Annotated in this window: 17 protein-coding genes; all 17 read left to right on the forward strand. The window is 39.3% G+C overall.

The genetic code is table 11. The features are described 5' to 3' along the window. The first annotated feature begins 488 nt into the window (after positions 1-488). The 17 genes from LKD20_RS05485 to clpX all read left to right on the forward strand — a co-directional run bounded on the left by LKD20_RS05485 (position 489) and on the right by clpX (position 21,378). The gene (locus LKD20_RS05485) at positions 489-1,121 is read left to right on the forward strand and encodes a helix-turn-helix transcriptional regulator (RefSeq protein WP_005385972.1); all 633 of its coding nucleotides are present in this window, start codon (positions 489-491) and stop codon (positions 1,119-1,121) included. Between the two features lie 9 nt (positions 1,122-1,130). Further along, positions 1,131-2,342, forward strand: coding sequence for a diaminopropionate ammonia-lyase (gene dpaL / locus LKD20_RS05490; protein ID WP_005385973.1), 1,212 nt, complete (start codon positions 1,131-1,133; stop codon positions 2,340-2,342). Positions 2,343-2,354: 12 nt separating this feature from the next. Beyond that, positions 2,355-3,665: a YgeY family selenium metabolism-linked hydrolase gene (locus LKD20_RS05495; protein WP_119208547.1), complete on the forward strand. Its 1,311-nt coding sequence runs from the start codon at positions 2,355-2,357 to the stop codon at positions 3,663-3,665. A gap of 153 nt (positions 3,666-3,818) precedes the next feature. Next, a complete protein-coding gene (ygeW, locus tag LKD20_RS05500; protein ID WP_227721114.1) occupies positions 3,819-5,012 on the forward strand; it encodes a knotted carbamoyltransferase YgeW in 1,194 nt (397 codons plus the stop codon). Positions 5,013-5,081: 69 nt separating this feature from the next. Then, positions 5,082-6,017, forward strand: a complete 936-nt coding sequence (arcC, locus tag LKD20_RS05505) for a carbamate kinase (protein WP_005385976.1) — start codon at positions 5,082-5,084, stop codon at positions 6,015-6,017. 52 nt (positions 6,018-6,069) lie between these two features. Beyond that, the gene (gene ssnA / locus LKD20_RS05510; protein WP_227721115.1) at positions 6,070-7,398 is read left to right on the forward strand and encodes a putative aminohydrolase SsnA; all 1,329 of its coding nucleotides are present in this window, start codon (positions 6,070-6,072) and stop codon (positions 7,396-7,398) included. A gap of 28 nt (positions 7,399-7,426) precedes the next feature. Further along, positions 7,427-9,118 (forward strand): hypothetical protein, encoded by a 1,692-nt coding sequence (locus tag LKD20_RS05515; protein WP_005385978.1) that lies wholly within the window; start codon positions 7,427-7,429, stop codon positions 9,116-9,118. Continuing rightward, positions 9,115-10,464, forward strand: a complete 1,350-nt coding sequence (gene hydA, locus LKD20_RS05520) for a dihydropyrimidinase (RefSeq protein WP_227721116.1) — start codon at positions 9,115-9,117, stop codon at positions 10,462-10,464. The genes LKD20_RS05515 and hydA overlap by 4 nt, the downstream gene beginning before the upstream one ends. A 17-nt stretch (positions 10,465-10,481) precedes the next feature. Beyond that, positions 10,482-13,031 (forward strand): selenium-dependent xanthine dehydrogenase, encoded by a 2,550-nt coding sequence (gene xdh / locus LKD20_RS05525; protein ID WP_227721117.1) that lies wholly within the window; start codon positions 10,482-10,484, stop codon positions 13,029-13,031. 145 nt (positions 13,032-13,176) lie between these two features. Further along, complete coding sequence (locus LKD20_RS05530) at positions 13,177-14,562, forward strand: nucleobase:cation symporter-2 family protein (RefSeq protein WP_227721119.1); 1,386 nt, start codon at positions 13,177-13,179, stop codon at positions 14,560-14,562. Positions 14,563-14,767: 205 nt separating this feature from the next. After that, positions 14,768-15,955 carry a RuBisCO large subunit C-terminal-like domain-containing protein gene (locus LKD20_RS05535; RefSeq protein WP_227721121.1) on the forward strand — a complete coding sequence of 396 codons (1,188 nt, stop codon included), beginning with the start codon at positions 14,768-14,770 and terminating at the stop codon, positions 15,953-15,955. A 109-nt stretch (positions 15,956-16,064) separates the two neighbouring features. Next, on the forward strand, positions 16,065-16,871 hold the full coding sequence (locus LKD20_RS05540; RefSeq protein WP_227721122.1) for an MBL fold metallo-hydrolase: 807 nt from the start codon (positions 16,065-16,067) through the stop codon (positions 16,869-16,871). A gap of 3 nt (positions 16,872-16,874) precedes the next feature. Then, on the forward strand, positions 16,875-17,354 hold the full coding sequence (rlmH, locus tag LKD20_RS05545) for a 23S rRNA (pseudouridine(1915)-N(3))-methyltransferase RlmH (protein ID WP_005385984.1): 480 nt from the start codon (positions 16,875-16,877) through the stop codon (positions 17,352-17,354). Between the two features lie 204 nt (positions 17,355-17,558). Next, on the forward strand, positions 17,559-18,014 hold the full coding sequence (locus LKD20_RS05550) for a CBS domain-containing protein (RefSeq protein ID WP_024065467.1): 456 nt from the start codon (positions 17,559-17,561) through the stop codon (positions 18,012-18,014). Positions 18,015-18,177: 163 nt separating this feature from the next. After that, positions 18,178-19,482: a trigger factor gene (tig, locus tag LKD20_RS05555; protein ID WP_227721123.1), complete on the forward strand. Its 1,305-nt coding sequence runs from the start codon at positions 18,178-18,180 to the stop codon at positions 19,480-19,482. Between the two features lie 36 nt (positions 19,483-19,518). Next, complete coding sequence (clpP, locus tag LKD20_RS05560) at positions 19,519-20,112, forward strand: ATP-dependent Clp endopeptidase proteolytic subunit ClpP (protein ID WP_005385987.1); 594 nt, start codon at positions 19,519-19,521, stop codon at positions 20,110-20,112. A gap of 12 nt (positions 20,113-20,124) precedes the next feature. Then, positions 20,125-21,378, forward strand: coding sequence for an ATP-dependent protease ATP-binding subunit ClpX (gene clpX / locus LKD20_RS05565; RefSeq protein ID WP_255621279.1), 1,254 nt, complete (start codon positions 20,125-20,127; stop codon positions 21,376-21,378). Positions 21,379-21,439 lie beyond the last annotated feature (61 nt).

The raw sequence follows: 21,439 nt of genomic DNA on the forward strand, positions 1-21,439 counted from the left end.
GTGATTTACATAATTATGATCGCCTATTTACCAATCTTTGGGACTGAAATAGCAACACTTTTTGTCCTATAAGCCAATATTTATAAGGGATATAGATAAATACTGATATACTGGATCTGTTTTGTAGATATAAGAATATAGATATACACTTGTCTCTATAGAATTTTACTATATTTATTTATGTAGATATGATGATGCATATGTCATCAAATTTTTTTATAACAATAAAATTATGTGATAAAAATCATAGTGTTTATATGTGTTTATATCAATGTACGTATATAGTTGAATAATTATTAATAACTTTAATGCATGATAGCGTTGCATTTTTGTATACATAGACCTATAATTTAAGTAAGGAACCTAACAAAAAATTAGGTTAATACAAAATTAGTTAGAATTATTCTCATAATACTAATTATGTAAACGGACTGAAGTTATTTAGACCATAAAGACTAACCGATACCGATGAGAGGGAGGTTATCTCAATGAGTACATTGGAACGGCTAAAAGTTATAGCCCATGGATTGGCCATACAATTTGGACCATCTTGTGAAGTACTAATACATGACTTACAAGGTGATCTTGATACATCACTTGTATATATAGAAAATGGTACAATAACGAATCGCCATGTTGGCGATGGTCCATCACATGTAGTTTTAGATGTACTCAACTATGATGATGGTAGTGAAGGTAGATTTGGGTATCTAACAAAAACTAAGGATGGACGGATATTAAAATCCTCTACCATGTATATCCGTGATGATGATGGCAATATTGCATACTTGTTAGGAATCAATCAGGATATAACAGAGTTTGTTATGATGCATCGATCACTCGAAAGTCTTATAGGCATAGGCCAAGCTGAGGCTGGCACTGTTGAAAAAATTACTACAAGTGTATCGGAACTATTAGATGATTTACTACTAGAAGCAGAACGGTTGGTTGGTAAACCTGGACCACTTATGAATAAAGTAGAACGGCTAAAGGCTATTAGCTACTTAAATGAAAAAGGGGCTTTTCTTATCTCGAAATCTTCAGAAAAGATTGCGGAGTATTTCAATATTTCTAAGTTTACTCTTTATAGTGATTTAAATACTGTAAAGGAAGAATCCTAGGAGGCAAATATGGACCGAATTCAGTGGAAACGTAATACGATGGCACCATCTAGTGACAAGTTCTTGTCCGTTATGGATGTTAGAGAAATCAAGAAAGCTAAAGCGTTTCATGAAAGTTTTCCACAATATAGTGTAACTCCACTAGTATCACTAGAAAAATTAGCATCTCATATCGGAGTTGATTCTCTCTTTGTGAAAGATGAGTCTTACCGCTTTGGCCTTAATGCTTTTAAGGTATTAGGTGGCTCCTATGCGATGGCAAAATATGTAGCACAACAAACCGGTAAAAATGTTGAAGATGTACCATACGATGTGTTAACATCTCCGCAATTAAAAGAAGAATTTGGTCAAGCTACATTCTTTACTGCTACTGATGGTAACCACGGTCGTGGCGTAGCATGGGCTGCTAATAAATTAGGTCAAAAAGCTGTAGTATTCATGCCTAAAGGCTCTACAGAATATCGTAGAAAACAAATTGAAAATGAAGGTGCTACCGTAACAATCGAAGAATTTAACTACGATGAATGTGTACGGTTAGCAACTAAAAAATCTAAAGAGGTTCCAAATGGTGTTGTAGTTCAAGATACAGCTTGGGAAGGTTACGAAGAAATTCCAAACTGGATCATGCAAGGTTATGGCACAATGGCTATGGAAACAGCAGAACAGTTAGAAGCTGCAAACTGCAAGGTACCAACTCACGTAGTTGTACAAGCTGGTGTAGGTTCTTTAGCAGGTTCTGTAGTGGGCTACTTCACTAATTTATATAGCAATGCAGCTAAGAAGCCTAAATTAGTAGTTGTAGAAGCTCAAGCAGCAGCTTGCTTATACAAAGGGGCTGTAGCTGATGATGGTAATCCTCGTATCGTTGAGGGTGATTTAGATACAATCATGGCAGGGCTTGCATGTGGCGAACCAAATACAGTTTCTTGGGATATTTTAAGAAACCATGCGGATGTGTTCGTATCTGCTCCTGATTGGGTAGCAAGACTTGGGATGCGCGTTGGTGGGGCACCAATTAAAGGTGATACACCAATTACGACCGGTGAATCTGGTGCAGTTCCACTAGGTCTTGTAACGGCAATTATGACAATGCCAGAATATGAAGACTTACGCAAGGAATTAGAATTAGATGCGTCTTCAAAGGTGCTCTGCTTCTCCACTGAAGGTGATACAGACCCTGAAAGATATAAAAACATTATGTGGTACGGTGAAGATCGTTAGGAGGCATTAATTATGGATTTACAAGCAATTAAACAAGCAGCAGCAACTTATGGACCAGCGATGACCAAGTTCTTACGTGAAATCGTAGCATTCCCTGGTGAAAGTGCAGAAGAAAAAGAACACGTTCAACGCATTGAAAAAGAAATGAAAGACCTTGGCTTCGACGAAGTTGAAGTAGACCCAATGGGTAACATTCTTGGTTACATGGGTACTGGTAAAACTCTAATTGCCTTCGACGCTCATATCGATACTGTAGGTATTGGTAACCGCGATAACTGGAACTTCGATCCTTATGAAGGTTTCGAAGATGAAACTAAAATCGGTGGTCGTGGCGTATCCGACCAATTAGGTGGTATCGTATCCGCTGTATACGGCGCTAAAATCATGAAAGACTTAGGTCTTTTAAGTGATAAATATCGCGTGCTTGTTGTAGGTACAGTTCAAGAAGAAGACTGCGATGGTCTTTGCTGGGAATACATGATTAAAGAACGCAATATTCGTCCTGAATTCGTAGTATCTACTGAACCAACTGACGGTGGTATCTACCGTGGTCAACGTGGCCGTATGGAAATCCGCGTAGACGTACAAGGCGTATCTTGCCATGGTTCCGCTCCAGAACGCGGTGACAATGCTATCTACAAGATGGCTGACATCCTTCAAGATATCCGTGAATTGAATGCTAACTCTGCTGATGAAAGCACAAAAATTAAAGGTCTTGTAAAAATGCTTGACCCTAAATTCAATCCTGACCACTACGAAGAAGCTCGCTTCTTAGGTCGCGGTACTGTAACTACTTCCCAAATCTTCTACACTTCCCCAAGCCGTTGTGCAGTAGCTGACTCTTGTTCCGTTTCCTTAGACCGTCGTATGACAGCTGGTGAAACATGGCAATCCTGCTTGGCTGAAATCGAAGCTTTACCACATGTTAAAGAGTATGGTGCAAAAGTATCCATGTACGAATATGCTCGTCCATCCTGGACTGGTTTAACATATCCAATCGAATGCTACTTCCCAACTTGGGTAATTCCTAAAGATCACAAAGTAACAGAAGCTTTGGAAGAAGCATATACTAGCTTGTATGGTAATGAACGTATCGGTGCAGAAGACACAGTTGAAATGCGTAAAGCTCGCCCATTGACTGATAAATGGACATTCTCCACAAATGGTGTATCCATCATGGGCCGTAATGGTATCCCTTGCATCGGCTTCGGTCCTGGTGCAGAAGCACAAGCTCATGCTCCTAACGAAATCACATGGAAACAAGACCTTGTAACATGTGCAGCTGTATATGCATTATTGCCATCCGTATACTGCAAAGACTAATATCAAATACATTGAATTAGATCTATTTAAAGCAGACATAATTAAAAATAGTTGATATTAAGAATTTCATATGGTACCTCACCCTTGGTTGAGGTACCGTATAAAGTTAGATCCTAAGTAGCCCTTTAGGGAATTGAAAGAGAGGACTTACAGATGACAGACTTCAATAAAAGTATTGAAACTTTAAAAGGCTTAGACGTTAGCAAAATGTACGGCGAAGATTTCTTCCTTACATGGGAAAAATCTGAAGATGAATTAAAAGGTGTTTGGGCAGTAGCTGATGCGTTACGTGCTCTTAGAGAACGCAATATTTCCACTAAAGTATTCGACAGCGGCCTTGGCATTTCCTTATTCCGTGATAACTCCACAAGAACTCGCTTCTCCTTCGCTTCCGCTTGTAACCTTTTAGGTTTAGAAGTTCAAGACTTGGATGAAGGTAAATCCCAAATCGCTCACGGCGAAACAGTTCGTGAAACAGCAAATATGATCTCCTTCATGGCCGATGTTATCGGTATCCGCGACGATATGTACATCGGTAAAGGTAATGCTTACATGCATCAAGTATCTGATGCAGTTAAAGAAGGTCATGAAGATGGCGTATTAGAACAACGTCCTACACTTGTAAATTTACAATGTGATATCGACCATCCAACACAAATCATGGCTGACGCAGCTCATATCATTAAAGAGTTCGGTGGTGTAGAAAACCTTAAAGGCAAAAAACTTGCTATGACTTGGGCTTACTCTCCATCTTATGGTAAACCTTTATCTGTACCTCAAGGTGCTATTGGTTTATTCACTCGTCTAGGTATGGAAGTTGTATTAGCACATCCAGAAGGCTACGAAGTAATGCCGGAAGTTGAAGAAATCGCTAAAAAACAAGCTGAAGAAAGTGGCGGTTCCTTCCGCAGAACTAACGATATGAAAGAAGCTTTCAAAGATGCAGATATCGTATATCCTAAGAGCTGGGCTCCATTTGGTGCAATGGAAAAACGTACTAAATTATATGGTGAAAATGATCATGAAGGTATTAAAGCATTAGAGAAAGTTCTCCTTGAAGAAAATGGTAAACATAAAGATTGGGCATGTACTGAAGAGATGATGAGTCTCACTAAAGACGGCAAAGCTCTTTACTTACATTGCTTACCAGCAGATATTACAGGTGTAAGTTGTGAAGAAGGCGAAGTTGACGCAACAGTATTTGATCGCTATCGCGTACCTCTTTATAAAGAAGCAAGCTACAAACCATATGTTATTGCAGCGATGATCTTCTTAAGCAAATTTAAGAATCCTGTAGAAACTTTAAAAGAATTAGAGCGGAAGGGAACTGATCGAGTTCAACCGTAAAGTAAAGTTTAGGGGCCATCCGCGGTGATGGCTCCTTTTTATTCTTATTAGTTTGTTATGAGGCATAACATGAAAAAAAGAGTTGTAGTAGCACTAGGTGGGAATGCATTGGGCAATTCCCTTCCAGAACAAAAGATTGCCGTAAAAAGTACAGCTAAAACAATTATTGATTTAGTAGAAGCCAATTGTGATGTAGTAGTAACTCATGGTAATGGCCCTCAAATTGGTATGATCAACAATGCGATGGCTGCGTTGACACGTGAAGTAGAAGGTCAACCAAATACTCCATTATCTGTATGTGTAGCAATGAGCCAAGCATATATTGGCTATGACTTACAAAATGCGCTCCATGAAGAGTTGCTAAATCGTGGTATTGAACATTTACCAACCATGACAATGGTTACACAAGTATTAGTTGATCAAAATGACCCTGGTTTTAAAAATCCTACAAAACCAATTGGTCACTTTATGACTAAAGAAGAAGCTGAATACGCAGAAAAAAATTACGATTACGTTGTAAAAGAAGATTCTGGCCGCGGTTATCGCCGTGTAGTAGCATCTCCAGCACCTAAAGAAATTATCGAAATCGAAGCGATTAAAGGCTTAGTAGGTAAACAATTAATCGTTGCTTGTGGCGGTGGCGGTATCCCTGTAACTAGAGAAGGTAATGAACTTCATGGTGCAGCAGCCGTTATTGATAAAGATTGGACTAGTAGCTTATTAGCACAAGAAATTGATGCTGATGTACTTGTTATCTTAACAGCAGTTGAAAAAGTAGCCATTAATTTTGGTAAAGAAAATGAACAATGGCTTGATGAAATCACTGTAGCAGATGCGAAAAAATATGCAGCAGCAGGTGAGTTTGCAGAAGGATCTATGAAACCAAAAGTAGAAGCTGCCATTGCATTTGCAGAATCTAAAAAAGGCCGTGTTTCTATTATCACATTATTAGAAAAATCTAAGGATGGTATAGCAGGAAAAACCGGCACGCGTATCGTATTATAATAATATATAGATTTATAAGTATGCATCCAACGATTCGTTGGGGAGGTGCCCTATGATTTTATTAGGAAAAGGTACTGTAATTACTCGCGATACTGATAGACCTATCATTTATGATGGCGCTGTTGTTATTGACGGAACTCAGATTATTGATATTGGCGCATATGATGAATTATGCAAAACATATAAAGAAGCAGAAGTTATTGATGCTCATGGCGGTTTGATTATGCCAGGCTTTATTAATGCACATCATCATATTTATTCTGCTCTTGCACGCGGTTTGTCCTTACCTGGTCCAGCACCAACTAACTTTGGTGAAATTTTAGAAGGTTTATGGTTCTATTTAGATAATAAATTGACCGCTCCAGATGTGAAGGCAAGCGCATTGCTTACATACTTAGGCTGTATCGAAAATGGTGTAACTACAATCTTCGATCATCATGCAAGCTACGGGGAAACTGCTAATAGCTTATCTATTATTGCTGATGTAGCTAAACAGTTCGGTGTTCGTTCTTGTTTATGCTATGAAGTCTCTGACCGTAACGGTGTTGACCAAATGAAAGCTGCTGTTGCAGAAAATGTACGTTTTGGTAAAGAGGCGAAAAAGGATCCATCTAGACTCGCAGCTATGATGGGCTTACATGCATCCTTTACATTAAGTCCTGAAACATTAGATTATGTAAAAGCACAAAATGAAGACAAGTTAGGCTATCACGTTCATGTTGCAGAAGGCCCAGAAGATGTGGCAGATAGTAAAGAAAAATATGGCATGACACCTGTAAGACGACTTGTAGAAGCTGGTATTTTAGGACCTAAGAGTATCGCTGGTCACTGCGTACACGTAACTGACCAAGATGTGGAATTATTAAAAGAATCTCAAGCTAAGGTTGTTCATAACCCTGAAAGTAACATGGGTAATGCAGTAGGTACAACAGATATCTTGAAGCTTTTAGGGGCAGGTATCACAGTTGGCCTTGGTACAGATGGCTATACAAATGACATGCTAGAATCCTACAAAGTTGCAAATTGTCTTGTAAAACATGAGCAACATAAACCATATGTAGGCTGGGGCGAAGTTCCTCATATGCTATTTGAAAATAACCGTAACATGGCAAATGAATTCTTTGACACCACAGTAGGCATTCTTAAAAAGGGTGCTGCCGCTGACGTAATCGTTCTTGATTACGCAGCACCAACACCACTTGATGAAAATAACATCAATGGTCACTTATTATTCGGTGCTAATGGTATGTATGTGGTAACAACTATTAGTGATGGTGTACCACGTATGATTGATCGTAAATTACAAGGCATCGATAAAGCTGAAGTAATGAACGAAGTTTTAGCAACATCTAAAGGTTTATGGAAACGACTAAACCCATAACGCAAACGCTTTAAAGGAGTGTGACATTATGAGTGACATTATGTATCCGGTAAGTTTCGGAAAATTGATGAACCACATTATGACTGAGTACAAGATGTACAATCGTATTTATAATGTAAATAAAATTCATCGTATCAATCATGAACAACGTTTACCAATGTTTGGTAAATCTATTGAAAATCCTGTAGGTCCAGCAGCAGGTCCTAATACACAGTTGGCACAAAATATTGTGGCATCTTATGTCGCAGGTGCTCGTTGCATCGAATTAAAAACTGTACAAATTATGTACGGTGAAGAACTAGGTATTCCTAGACCTTGTATCTACTCTGTAGACGAAGCATACAACGTAGAATGGTCTTCTGAATATAGCTGTGATGAAGCTGCTGATGAATATATCAAAGCATGGTTTGCATTAAAATTAATCTCTAAAGAATTAGGCTTAGGCGATCCAGATGGTTTCCTATTCATCATGAGTGTTGGTTACAACTTGGCTGGTATCAAGAGCCCTATGGTTGATAAATTCATCAACACAATGCGCAGTGCATCTCAATCTCCTATGTGGGATACTTGTAAACAATGGTGCCTTGACCATGTAGATGAATTTGAACATATCGATGCTGATTATATCAACTCTATCAGCGATGAACTTTGCCAAGCAATTACATTGTCCACAATGCACGGTTGCCCAGCAGAAGAAATCGAATCTATTTGTTCTTACCTTATCAGTGAAAAAGGCCTTCATTTATACTTGAAATGCAATCCTACATTGTTAGGTCCAAAACGCATTAGAGAGTTATTAGATAATGCAGGCTTTGAATACATTGACTTTGAAGATCATCAATTCGAAGTTGACCTTCAATTTGACAAAGCTGTTCCAATGTTAGAACGTCTTATCGCTCTTGGTGAAAAACACAACAAGATCTTTGGCGTTAAATTGACAAATACATTCCCTGTACAAATTCACAACAATGAATTGCCAGGTGAGCAAATGTACATGTCTGGTAAATCCTTGTTACCTGTAACAATTGGTGTAGCTGAGCTCTTAAGTGCTCAATTCGGCGAACGTTTACCAATGTCTTACAGCGGTGGTGCTGTAAAACAAAATATCAAAGCTATCTTTGATTGTGGTATCTGGCCTGTAACAGTATGTACAATTCTTCTTCAAGGTGAAGGCTACAATACATTTAAAGGTTTAGCCGATGAAGTAGAATCTACTGATTACAACGCTGCTTTGAAAGTACATAAAGATCTAATCGCTAAACTTGCTAAAGACATTAGTGAAAATAAAATCTTCAAGAAGAGCGATGCAATGAAGAAAAAACGTGAAGCAATGCCATCCTTCCCAGGTACACGTAGTTCTGATTATCACTGCCGTGTAACATGTGGATCTTGTGTTCGCGTATGTCCTAATAGATGTAATGAAGTCGTTACTGTAAATGATGCTAAATTGATCGTTCATGTAGATCAAAGCTGTAATGAGTGTGGTAACTGTGCATGTCATTGCGTAGAACCTTGTCAACCATACAAGGATCGCATTACATTCTTCCACAATGCTGAAGCTTTAGCAGATAGTACAAATGATGGTTTCTACATCACAGGCACTAGCTGTGGTTATCGCTTCAAAGGTGAAGAAGCCGTATGTGACATCGATGCATTACCTGAAGAATTGAAAGGAGTCGTACATGCCTTCTGTAAAGAGCATGTGTACTATGTATCATGATTATCATACAACAAGGGGACTTGGTCTTAACTGATCGAATTCTTACCGGAGATTTACTTATCGATGGCGACAAAATTGTCGCCATCGATGAACACATTTCTGTTCCAGAAGGTGCTGAAGTTATTAATGCAAAAGGTTGCTATGTGTTCCCAGGATTTATAGATCCTCATACACACTTTCAGATGACAAATGCCTTAGCGTCTACTGCGGATGATTTTGATAGTGGTACAAAAGCCGCTATTCTTGGTGGGACAACATCAATCATCAATTTTGCTTCTCCTGAGGAAGGATCCCTTTGTAAAGGTTTAGAAGTTCACAAGGAGCGTGCTGCAGGGCATTGCTCCTGTGACTACAAATTCCATATGGAACTTGTAGAAATGAATGAAGATGTAGCCCGTGAGATACCACAGGTCGTAGAGGCTGGTGTGTCATCCTTTAAAGTGTACTTAGCGTATGGTTTCCGTTTAACAGATCGAGAAATTTATGATGCTATAGAGGCAATTAAACCTACAGGAGCTCTTGTTGGAGCACACTGTGAAAATGGTGATTTAATTGACGCTCTCGTAGCTGATAAACGTAAACGTGGTGAATTAGATGTAGGCAATCATCCACTCACAAGACCGGCCATGATTGAATCGGAAGCGATTAAGCGTTTTAGTACAATAGGTGCTGCATTAGAGTATCCCGTACATATTGTTCATGTAAGTTCTAAAGAGGGGATAGAAGAGGTTATTCGGGAACGAGACCTTGGACATAAAGTAACTTGTGAAACTTGCCCACAATATTTGGTGCTTGATGAATCACGATATAATTTACCTGATTTTGAAGGTGTTAAATATGTGATGAGTCCACCGCTGAGAACGATACAAGATCAAATGGCATTAAAGGATGCATTAGTAAATGGTCTATTCCAAACTATTGGTTCGGATCATTGTAGCTTTACCTTTAATGATCAAAAATTAAAGAGTCGACATGACTTTACCCGGATTCCTGGTGGCATCCCAGGTGCTGAGGAACGAGGGATTGTCGCTTATGATGTGTTGGTAAACCAATGCAATATGAGCGCTGTAGATTTTATGAAATTAGTTAGTGAAAACCCTGCAAAACTTTATGGTATGTACCCTAAGAAGGGAACATTATCCATAGGTAGCGATGGGGATATTACAATTGTTGATAAGCGCATTGAGCATGTGCTTTCAAAAGAGTCTGCCCATACAAAGGCTGACTATATACCTTATGAGGGGATATCCGTAACAGGCAAAGTTCGAGATGTTATCCTTAGAGGTCACCATGTGGTACAAGATGGATCCTTATTAGAATCATATCTTGGTGAATGTATTCCTTAATGAGAGGAGGGCTATATATGTACCGCTTTCAAGTGAATGGCACCCAACATGAGGTTCAAGAGGATCAACGTTTAATTGATTTCTTGAGAGCTGATTTGAAATTGACGGGCACTAAAGAAGGTTGTAGTGCTGGTGCTTGTGGTACGTGTACAGTAATTATAGACGGAAAAAAAGCAAAGGCTTGTGTAACTAAATTATCCCAATTAGATGGTAAATCAGTCGTAACAATTGAGGGCTTATCTGAACGGGAAAAAGCGGTATACACCTATGCTTTTGGTGAATGCGGAGCGGTGCAGTGTGGTTTCTGTATCCCAGGTATGATTATTAGTGCAAAAGTTTTGATTGATGAAAATAATGACCCTACACCTGACGATGTTAAAAAAGCTATTTTAGGCAATATCTGTCGTTGTACTGGTTATGTGAAAATCGAAGAAGGCATTATGCTGGCAGCAAAAATGTTCCGTGAGAACTTACCAGTTCCTGAAAAGGATACAACTGGTAATGTAGGTGCTCGTTTACACCGCGTTGATGCGGAGGAAAAAGCACTTGGTACTGGACAATATGCTGATGATATCCATATGGATGGCATGATTTACGCAAAAGCGTTGCGTTCTAAATACCCTCGTGCTAGAGTCGATCGCGTTGATGTGTCTAAAGCACTTGCACATCCTAAGTGTGTAACGGCTTTGACTGCTAAAGATGTACCATTCAATAAGACTGGTCACTTAGTGCCAGACTGGGATGTACTCATCGCAGAAGGTGATAATACTCGCTATGTTGGCGATGCAATTGCATTAGTAGCAACTACAGAAAAGAAATATTTGGACGAAGTTCTTGCTCTCGTTGAAGTTGATTATACAGAGTTAGAGCCTGTAGTAGACCCATTAGAAGCATTGAAACCGGATGCACCTCAATTACATCCAGACGGAAATATATTGACTCGTCAAACATTATCTCGTGGTGATGTAGATAAGGCTATTGCTGAGGCCGCATTTGTAGTGACGAATCACTATTCCACACCTCAAACCGACCATGCATTCATGGAACCTGAATGTGCTGTAGCATATCGTGAAGGCGATGTAATTCATTTACATTCCGGTAGCCAAAATGTTTACGATGATCGTCATGAAGTATCTCGTATGCTTGGCATTCCTGAGGAATCTGTAAAAGTTCATAGTATGCTTGTAGGTGGTGGCTTTGGTGGTAAAGAGGACATGAGCGTACAGCATCATGCATCTCTTGTAGCTTGGCTCACAGGCAAACCAACTAAGGTTCTCTTCTCTCGTCAAGAAAGTCTTAATATTCATCCTAAACGACATGCGATGGAAATGGATATTACTACGGCTTGTGATGCAGAAGGTAACTTGGTAGCAAGTAAGGTGAACATCGTATCTAACTGTGGTGCATATGCATCCTTAGGTGGTCCTGTACTTCAACGTGCAGGTACACACTCTTGTGGTCCTTACAAATTTGATAACTTTGCCTTTGATGGTGTTTGCGTTTACACAAATACTGTTCCTGGTGGTGCATTCCGCGGGTTCGGTGTAACACAAACCATCTTTGGTCAAGAACAAAACATTGATGAATTAGCTGCATTGGTAGGCATGGATCCTTGGGAGTTCCGTTATAAAAACGTTGTTCGCCCTGGTGATTCTTTACCAAACGGCCAAATTTGCTCCGAAGAAACTGCATTAGCAGAATGTTTGGAAGCAGTAAAAGATGCATACTATGCATCTGACCGTACAGGTCTTGCAGTATGTTTGAAAAACAGTGGTATCGGTGTAGGTTTACCTGATACTGGTCGCGTTATCTTAGAAGTACGTGATGGTAAAGTTCGTATCCGTACTGGTGCAGCATGTATCGGTCAAGGTATGGCCACTATGGCTACTCAAGTACTTTGTGAAACAACTGGTTTAACAGCGGATAAGGTATTTGTAGAACGTCCTGATACAGTACGTACTCCAGACTCTGGTACAACTACTGCATCTCGTCAAACAGTATTTACTGGTGAAGCAACGCGTAAAGCAAGTCTTCGCTTAAAAGAAATGTTAGAAACTAAGACATTAGAAGAACTGAATGGCGTAGAAATTTATGAAGAGTTCCTTGGTGCAACAGATCCATTTAACTCTGATAAACCACATCCAAAAAATCACGTTGCTTATGGGTATGGTGCATGTGTAGCTAGAATTGGCGAAGATAATAAAGTTGCTGAGCTTCATGTAGCATATGATGTAGGTCGTGTAGTTAATCCTCAATCTTGCTCTGGTCAAGCTGAAGGCGGTGCTATCATGGGTATGGGCTATGCAGTTACAGAGGACTTCCCTTATAAAGATGGTTATGTAACAGCTAAATATGGTACGTTAGGCCTTCTTAGAGCTACACAATGTCCTCCAATTCATGTAAGCCTTATTGAAAAAGGGACACCAGAACAATATGCATACGGTGCCAAAGGTATTGGTGAAATCTCCAGTATTCCAATTGCTCCGGCCATTGCAAATGCGTATCGTCGTATCGACGGAGAACCACGTAGGTCCTTGCCGATTCAACATACAGGTTATAAAAAATAGAATATTTGCTTAGTGGAGAGGGGCTACGGCCCCTGTCCATCAAGGTTCCCACGTGAAGTCTATGAGATTTTTAAACTCTATCAAGTACGATAGTATGACTATATTATTTACTAGTAACTAAAACGTAAGATATGAGGTGATTCTTATGAGTAAAGGTGTATCTGGTGTCAACCATGTAGATGGTATGCTGCCAATCCCGCAATTATTTGCTTATGGTTTACAGCACGTGTTAGCCATGTATGCTGGTGCCGTAGCGGTACCAATCATTATTGCGCAAGCCATGCATTTGCCGATTGAAGATTTAATTCGTTTGATTACAGCTGATTTGTTCACATGTGGTGTAGCCACATTGATTCAAACATTAGGCTTTGGCCCTGTTGGTGGTCGTATTCCGCTTATTCAAGGTGTAACATTTGCTTCTGTAGGACCGATGATCATGATTGGTCAACAGCATGATATTAATACCATTTATGGTGCTATTATTGTAGCTGGTATATTTACATTTATTGTGGCACCATTCTTCAGTCGTTTGATTCGCTTATTCCCACCTGTAGTAACAGGTACCATCATTACTATTATTGGTATCAACTTGATGCCAGTAGCCGTTAACTGGATGGGTGGTGGCGTAGGTAATAAAAACTTCGGAGATCCACTATACATAGCTCTTGGTGTAGCTACATTTATTCTCGTTATTTTGACATATCGATTTGGTAAAGGGTTCCTGGGTAATCTGGCTATCTTGGTAGGGCTTATCCTCGGTACTGCTCTTGCTATGATTTGTGGTATTACGGACTTCTCTGAAGTAGGTCGCTCTCAATGGGTTTCCGTTGTAACACCATTCTACTTTGGCCTTCCTACCTTTGATTTTGCTTCTATTATTTCTATGATTATTGTAATGCTTGTAGTTATGGTAGAAACAACAGGTGATAGTATTGCGGTTGGTGAAATCGTAGACAAACCTATCGGCCAAAAAGAATTGGCTGCAGTACTTCGTGCTGATGGTTTATCCACTTTAATCGGTGGTATTCTTAATAGCTTCCCTTACACTGCATTCGCTCAAAACGTTGGTCTTATCGCTGTAACACGCGTAAAAAGTCGCTTCGTTGTAGCCGCATCTGGTGTAATCTTGATTTTATTAGGTTTATTCCCTAAGTTAGCAGCTGTTGTAGCTTGTATCCCTAATGCTGTATTAGGCGGTGCAGGTATCGCAATGTTTGGTATGATTATTGCCAGCGGTATTCGCTCCCTTGGTAAAGTTAGCTTCGATGGTAACTACAATTTGATGCTCGTAGCAATTAGTATTGGGGTATCCATGATTCCATTGGCAGCGCCTCAAATTTATGCACACTTCCCAGCTTGGGCACAAATTCTTTTGAAATCTGGTATCACAGCTGGTAGTATCGTAGCCGTTCTTTTGAACGTTGTATTCAACGGCTTCGGTTACAAAACAGTTAATGAACCTAACCGTGCAACACGTAAATATCGTCACTTCACACGATTCAAAGGTTATCCTAAACATTTCTATCAATAAGATATAGTTAAATTAGTTAATTCTCATACGATTGCATGTATTGTCTCTCACGGTAGAAACCTTGTTTATATAGGTAAAAATCTATATACATGTTTTCGCTCTTTCAAAAGGCCTCACTCTAGTTTTAGAGTGAGGCCTTTTTTGTATGGAATCGTGTACTACTTTGGTATATAATTAAATAATATTATTGCAAAGGAGACGCATTATGAAAGACGAGCGATTTATAGTTACGTATCGAATAGAAGCAAGTTCATATGAAGAGGCAAAAGCCATCGCATGGGCTGTTCAGGTAGAACAAACCATAGAGTTTCCTTATGAGTTTGTAACGGATCCGTATATTAAAGGAACTATCACTGGTAGATTAGAGTCACTTGAACCTATGGGGCCTGATTCCACATATGCCAATGTAGGGGTTATGCCTAATGTTACGATTAATCCGTCTCATTACTATGTGGCTCGTATTTCATACCTTGTAGATACAACAGCGCTAGAAGCAACGCAATTCTTAAACGTAGTCTTTGGTAATTCATCATTACAGCCACATATTTGGGTTGTGGATATTGAACTTTGTCCCACTCTATATGATGTGTTTAAAGGACCTAGATTTGGCTTGCAAGGGCTTCGTCAATTGGTTGAAACGCCAACGCGTCCTATGATTCAGGCCGTAGTAAAACCTATGGGAACACCGAATGAAGAGCTCGCTCGTATGTGCGGTGCTTATACACGTGGTGGAGCAGATGTTATCAAAGATGACCACGGTATTTCTAATCAGTCATTCTCTCAATTTAAAGATCGTGTACAACGATGTGCTGCCATGGTACGTGAAATGAATGAAGCCCATGGTACACATACACTATATGCAGCTAATGTGTCGGGTGATGGTACAGACGTAATAGAACGAGCTTATTTTGCTAAGGAAGCTGGCGCAACGGCCCTTATGGTGGCCTCAGGACTGGTTGGATTTGGTTGGCTACATAAACTGGCTAGTGATGAAAAATTAGGATTGCCCATTATTCACCATCCCGCTTATTCAGGTGGATTTGTAAGTCCTGGTACATCTGGTATAGCTGATTATCTACAATTAGGCTTGTTGCCTCGTATCTTTGGGGCTGATATGCCGATTTTCGTATCCTATGGTGGTCGTTTTACTTTCACTGAGGAACAGTGTAAGCGGATATCCAACTATATTAAACAATCGATGACCTTGATGAAGGCTGCGTGTCCAGCACCTGGTGGTGGTGTAACAGATGCACGATTGAATGAACTTGTTAAGTTATACGGCAATGATACAATGTTCCTCGTTGGTGGCGATATGTTCCGTAGAGGTCCGGATATTGAGTCTAATATGGCTTACTTTGTAGAGCGTTTGACTGACTTATCTGAAAGTAAGTAATGATAGTTTACGGGTACATAACTTAATACAATAGTTATATAGAATAACTAAGTCACTGACTTTCACAGAACTAGGTAAAGAATTATGATTTAGTATATGGAGTGTTTTGATGAGTGAATCCTCGCCGTTGGAGGTCCATGTCCTTGCTAGTGGTAGCAAAGGCAATTGTACAGTAATAAAAAAAGGGAACTCCGTCATATTGCACGATGTGGGCATTAGTTGTCGACGTATCGTCAATGGTTTAAAAGAATTGCATATCGATATGGCACAGGTAGAGGGCATTTTTATCAGTCATGAACATAGTGATCATATTGCAGGTCTTCAACAATTGTTGAAACGTTTTGATATCCCTGTGTATACGAAACAAGGGACGTGGCGTGAAATTCAAGATAAGTTAATTGTGCCAAAGAATCAATTAATAGAATTGACTAAGGGGAGCCTCTCTCTTGGTAATCTTGTAGTCGAGTCTTTTGGCGTTAGTCATGATGCGGCTGATCCAATAGGTATTAATGTATTTGCTGGAAAAGATAAGGCTACTGTCGTTACCGATACGGGTGTAATTTCTGATAGTATCTTACATCGTATGGATGATACGACTCTGTTAGTACTAGAAGCCAATTATGATCCTCATATGTTGCGGTTTGGTCCTTATCAACCATTTTTAAAACAACGTGTAGCTAGCGATGAAGGTCATTTAAGCAATGAAATGGCTGCCCGAGCTTTGCTTATGATGAAGCGACCTGACTTTATGCAAGTTATTTTGGCCCATCGTTCTGAAAATAACAATAATGCCATCCTTGTTACGCAAACAATAGGACAAATGCTCGTAGATGGAGGCATTCGCATTGGACCGGAAATGAAGTTGCAACATGGACAACCTAATGAAATTGTGTCTATGCAATCTGTAAAGAGGTAGAGTATGAGATTTTATGTAGTTTGTATTGGCAAGTTAAAAGATGCTTACTTGCGCGATGGGGTAGCGGAATTTGTAAAACGTATGCGTCCATACGGGGGCATTACGATTACAGAACTAAATGAAAGTAAAATTGGAGACAAACCAAGTGATGCAGATCGTAAACAAGTCGTTGTAGAAGAGGGGGAACGCCTATTAAAAGCGGTTCCTAAGAACGCCTATACCGTTTTGCTTGATGTGTATGGTAAAACGATGTCTTCTGAAGAGTTAGCTAAAACAATAGCTAAACTAGAAGTCGATGGTATAAGTGATATGGCATTCATCGTTGGCGGTGCTTTTGGCGTAAGCGATGAGTTGCGCAAGTCTGTAAATTATAAATTATCCTTTAGTCCTATGACATTTACCCATCAAATGGTACGTTTATTACTAGTAGAGCAAATTTATAGAGCATCTAAAATTAATCGCAATGAACCTTATCATTGGTGATGTAGTTAATTTAAATAGATCGTATCGCTTGAATAAATAATATATATTATGATGAGTGCAGATTGATTTTGTATTAGTATCAGAAATACTATTTGTAATAGCCTTATAAATTATTTATATAATGTTCTTATAAAAAAAGGAGTTTTATTATATTATGTCGAATAGTATAATAAAGCAAGATGTATTTGTAAGGAGGAATTCACTATGAAAATCCAAGAAGTAATGAATAAATACCCTGTTACTGTTGGCAAAGATGCGCCAATTTCTGATGTAGCTGATTTGTTGGTAAAATATAATTTAACAGCTGTTTCCGTAGTGGATGACAACAATAAATTATTAGGTATTATTTCTGAAGGTGATTTGCTTTATAAAAAAGTTCGCCCTCATGTACCTCACTATGTAAATGTGTTGGGCGCTAGTATTTATTACAATGGCATTGGCGAATATAATGCGCAATTCAAAAAATTGTTAGCATCTCACGTTCATGAGTTGATGACTGACGAAGTCATTACAACTACACCGGATAAAGATGTAGAGGAAATTGTATCTGTTATGCTTGATCAACATTTGAAAAATGTTCCTGTTGTAGATAAGGATTACCATTTGATTGGTATCTTGTCTCGTCGTGACATTATCAAATTGATTGCTAAAGATAACTAATTCGCATAATTATGTAGAACATAGAAAGACCACCTATTTTGGGGTGGTCTTTTAGTGTAAATTGAGAAGAATTGCATTGACCTTGCATTTATGTTATTATTAGGAGTGCATAATATACTACAGAAATTTGGGCGTATTGCCCTTCGAGGAGGACATATTTTAAATGAAAGCAACTGTAAATCCTGTTGATCAACACGTAGTAACGTTAACTATTGAAGTACCTGCAGCAGAAGTAGATAAAGGCATTAAACAAGCTGTAAAACGCATTGCAGGTCAAGTAAACATTCCTGGCTTCCGTAAAGGCCATGCGCCTCGCCGTATTTTGGAAATGAACTTCGGCAAAGAAGCTATCTTGGAAGAAGCATTCGAAGTATTGGCTAGCCAAAACTACAGTGCTGCACTTCGTGAAAACGATATCGTTCCAGTATCTGAACCAGAAATCGAACGCGAACAATTCGAAGAAGGTAAAGATTTGATTTTCAAAGCTACTGTAACTAAACGCCCTGAAGTTAAACTTGGCGATTACAAAGGCTTAGAAGCAGAAAAACAAGACGCTACAGTAACTGATGAACAAATCGAAGAACAATTGAACAACATTCGTGAACAACAAGCGAAAATGGTTGTTGCTGAAGAAGGCGCTACAATTCAAAAAGACGACTTCGCAGTAATCGACTTCGCTGGTTCCGTTGACGGTAAACCATTCGATGGTGGTGAAGGTAAATCCTACCCATTACAAATCGGTTCTGGTAGCTTCATTCCTGGCTTCGAAGATCAATTGATCGGCGCTAAAGCTGGCGATGATGTAACTGTAAAAGTAACATTCCCTGAAGACTACTTCGTAGCAGAACTTGCTGGTAAAGAAGCAGAATTCAAAACTCATATCCATGACATCAAACGTAAAGAGTTGCCTGAATTGAACGACGAGTTCGCAAAAGAAGCAAGCTCTTACGAAACTATTGAAGAATTGAAAAAAGATCTTCGCGCTAAAATGGAAGAAGAAGCTTCCCGTCGCGCAATCGATACTTACAATGCTGACTTGATTCAAACAGCTGTTAAAAATGCTACTGTTGAAATCCCAGAAGTAATGATCGAAGATCGTGTAGAACAAATGATTCAAGAATTGGCTATGAACATGGAAGGCCGTGGCTTGAAACTTGATGACTACTTGAAATTCTCCAACAAAACTATCGAAGATTTACGTTCTGAATACAAAGATTCCGCAGCTGAAAACGTACGCGCTGATTTAGTATTAGACGCTATCGCAACTGCTGAAGGCATCGAAGTAACTCCAGATGATATGAACCGTGAAATCTTCATTATGGCTCAAAACTTTGGGGCAGATCCTAAAGAAGTTTGGGATATTATTGCAAAAGAAGGTCGTGTAGCTATGTTGGCAGGCTCTGTAGCTCGCAAAAAAGCAGCTCGATTCATTATTGATAATGCAAAAGGCGCTGAAGCGGCTAAATAATAGTTTGCTCAACTAGGTACATGAAAAGGTGAATATATGTATGTACCAATCGTAGTTGAACAAAGTGAACGCGGTGAGCGTTCCTATGATATTTACTCTCGCTTGTTAAAGGACCGCATTATCTTCCTAGGTGGACCTATTGATGATAATGTAGCAAATGCGGTTATTGCGCAAATGTTATTCCTAGAAGCAGAGGATCCTGATAAGGATATCCATTTGTACATTAATAGCCCCGGTGGTGTTGTAACTGCCGGCATGGCTATTTATGATACTATGCAATATATTAAACCAGATGTGTCTACCATTTGTGTAGGCTCTGCAGCAAGCATGGGGGCCGTGCTTTTAACAGCAGGTGCCAAGGGCAAACGTTATGCGTTGCCTCATGCACGCGTTATGATTCACCAACCATTAGGTGGTGTTCAAGGGCAAGCATCTGAAATTGAAATCCATGCCCGTGAGATTCTTCGTATGCGTGAAGAATTAAATGGTATCTTAGCTTCTCGCAGTGGACAAGATATTGAGGTTGTAGCGCGCGATACAGATCGCGATAATTTCATGAGTGCTCAGGATGCTGTTGAATACGGCTTAATTGATGAGGTACTCACAAGAGAACCTGTAGAAAGCAAGTAATGGAGGCGCCCATTGGCAAAAGATAAAGACACTATGCGCTGCAGTTTTTGTGGACGCACAAGCGAAGAAGTCCGCAAATTAGTAGCGGGTCCTAACGTATATATTTGTGATGAATGCGTTGAAGTATGTGAACGTATTATTGCTGATGAGTTAGGTGACGTAGAGACGGACGACTTCAACTTAAAAGAATTGCCAACGCCGAGAGAAATTAAAGCTCATCTTGACGAATATGTTATTGGTCAAGATGATGCTAAAATCTCTTTAGCTGTGGCTGTATATAATCACTACAAACGTTTACAAACAGATAATGTAGTTGATGATGTAGAATTACAAAAGGCTAATGTTTTATTCATTGGTCCTACTGGTAGTGGTAAAACACTATTGGCTCAAACCTTAGCGAAAATGCTAGAAGTACCATTTGCTATTGCAGATGCTACAAGCTTAACTGAAGCTGGTTATGTAGGGGAAGATGTGGAAAATATCTTGCTCAAAATTATCCAAGCTGCAGATTATGATATAGCTCGGGCTGAACGTGGCATTATTTATATCGATGAAATTGATAAGATTGCACGTAAGTCTGAGAACCCTTCCATTACACGTGATGTGTCTGGTGAAGGCGTACAACAAGCATTGCTTAAAATCTTAGAAGGTACCGTAGCTTCTGTTCCACCTCAAGGTGGTAGAAAGCATCCAAATCAAGAAATGCTTCAAATTGATACTACAAATATTCTCTTTATTTGTGGTGGTGCATTTGATGGTATGGACAAGGTTATTACTAAGCGTACCGCTAAGAAAACCCTTGGTTTTGGTGCAGATGTACAACGTAAAGAAGAACGTAATGTATCGGCTATCTTGAAGGATGTTGTACCTGAAGATTTATTGAAGTTTGGCTTAATCCCTGAGTTCATTGGTCGTTTGCCAGTAATGGTAACATTAGATCAATTGGATAGAGATGCATTGATCCAAATTTTGACAAAGCCTAAAAATGCATTAACAAAACAATATGAAAAAATTCTATCCCTTGATGGTGTAGACTTAACTTTCACTGAAGATGCATTAGAAGAAATCGCTGATGAAGCATTACAGCGAAAAACAGGTGCTCGTGGTTTGCGTGCTATCATTGAAAAGGTGATGAAACGCGTTATGTTTGAAGTTCCTTCCATGCCAGAAGTAACTAAGTGCATAGTTAATCGTGAATCCGTGTTGAGCACAGGTGAACCTATACTCAAAAATGAGGCAGACCAAGACATCCAGTTGAAATCGTAATTCGAAGAAACTCATTTCTGTGTAGGAATGAGTTTCTTTTCATAATATAAATACCTGGAGG

Source organism: Veillonella fallax (genome assembly GCF_020687175.1).
GTDB lineage: Bacteria > Bacillota > Negativicutes > Veillonellales > Veillonellaceae > Veillonella > Veillonella fallax.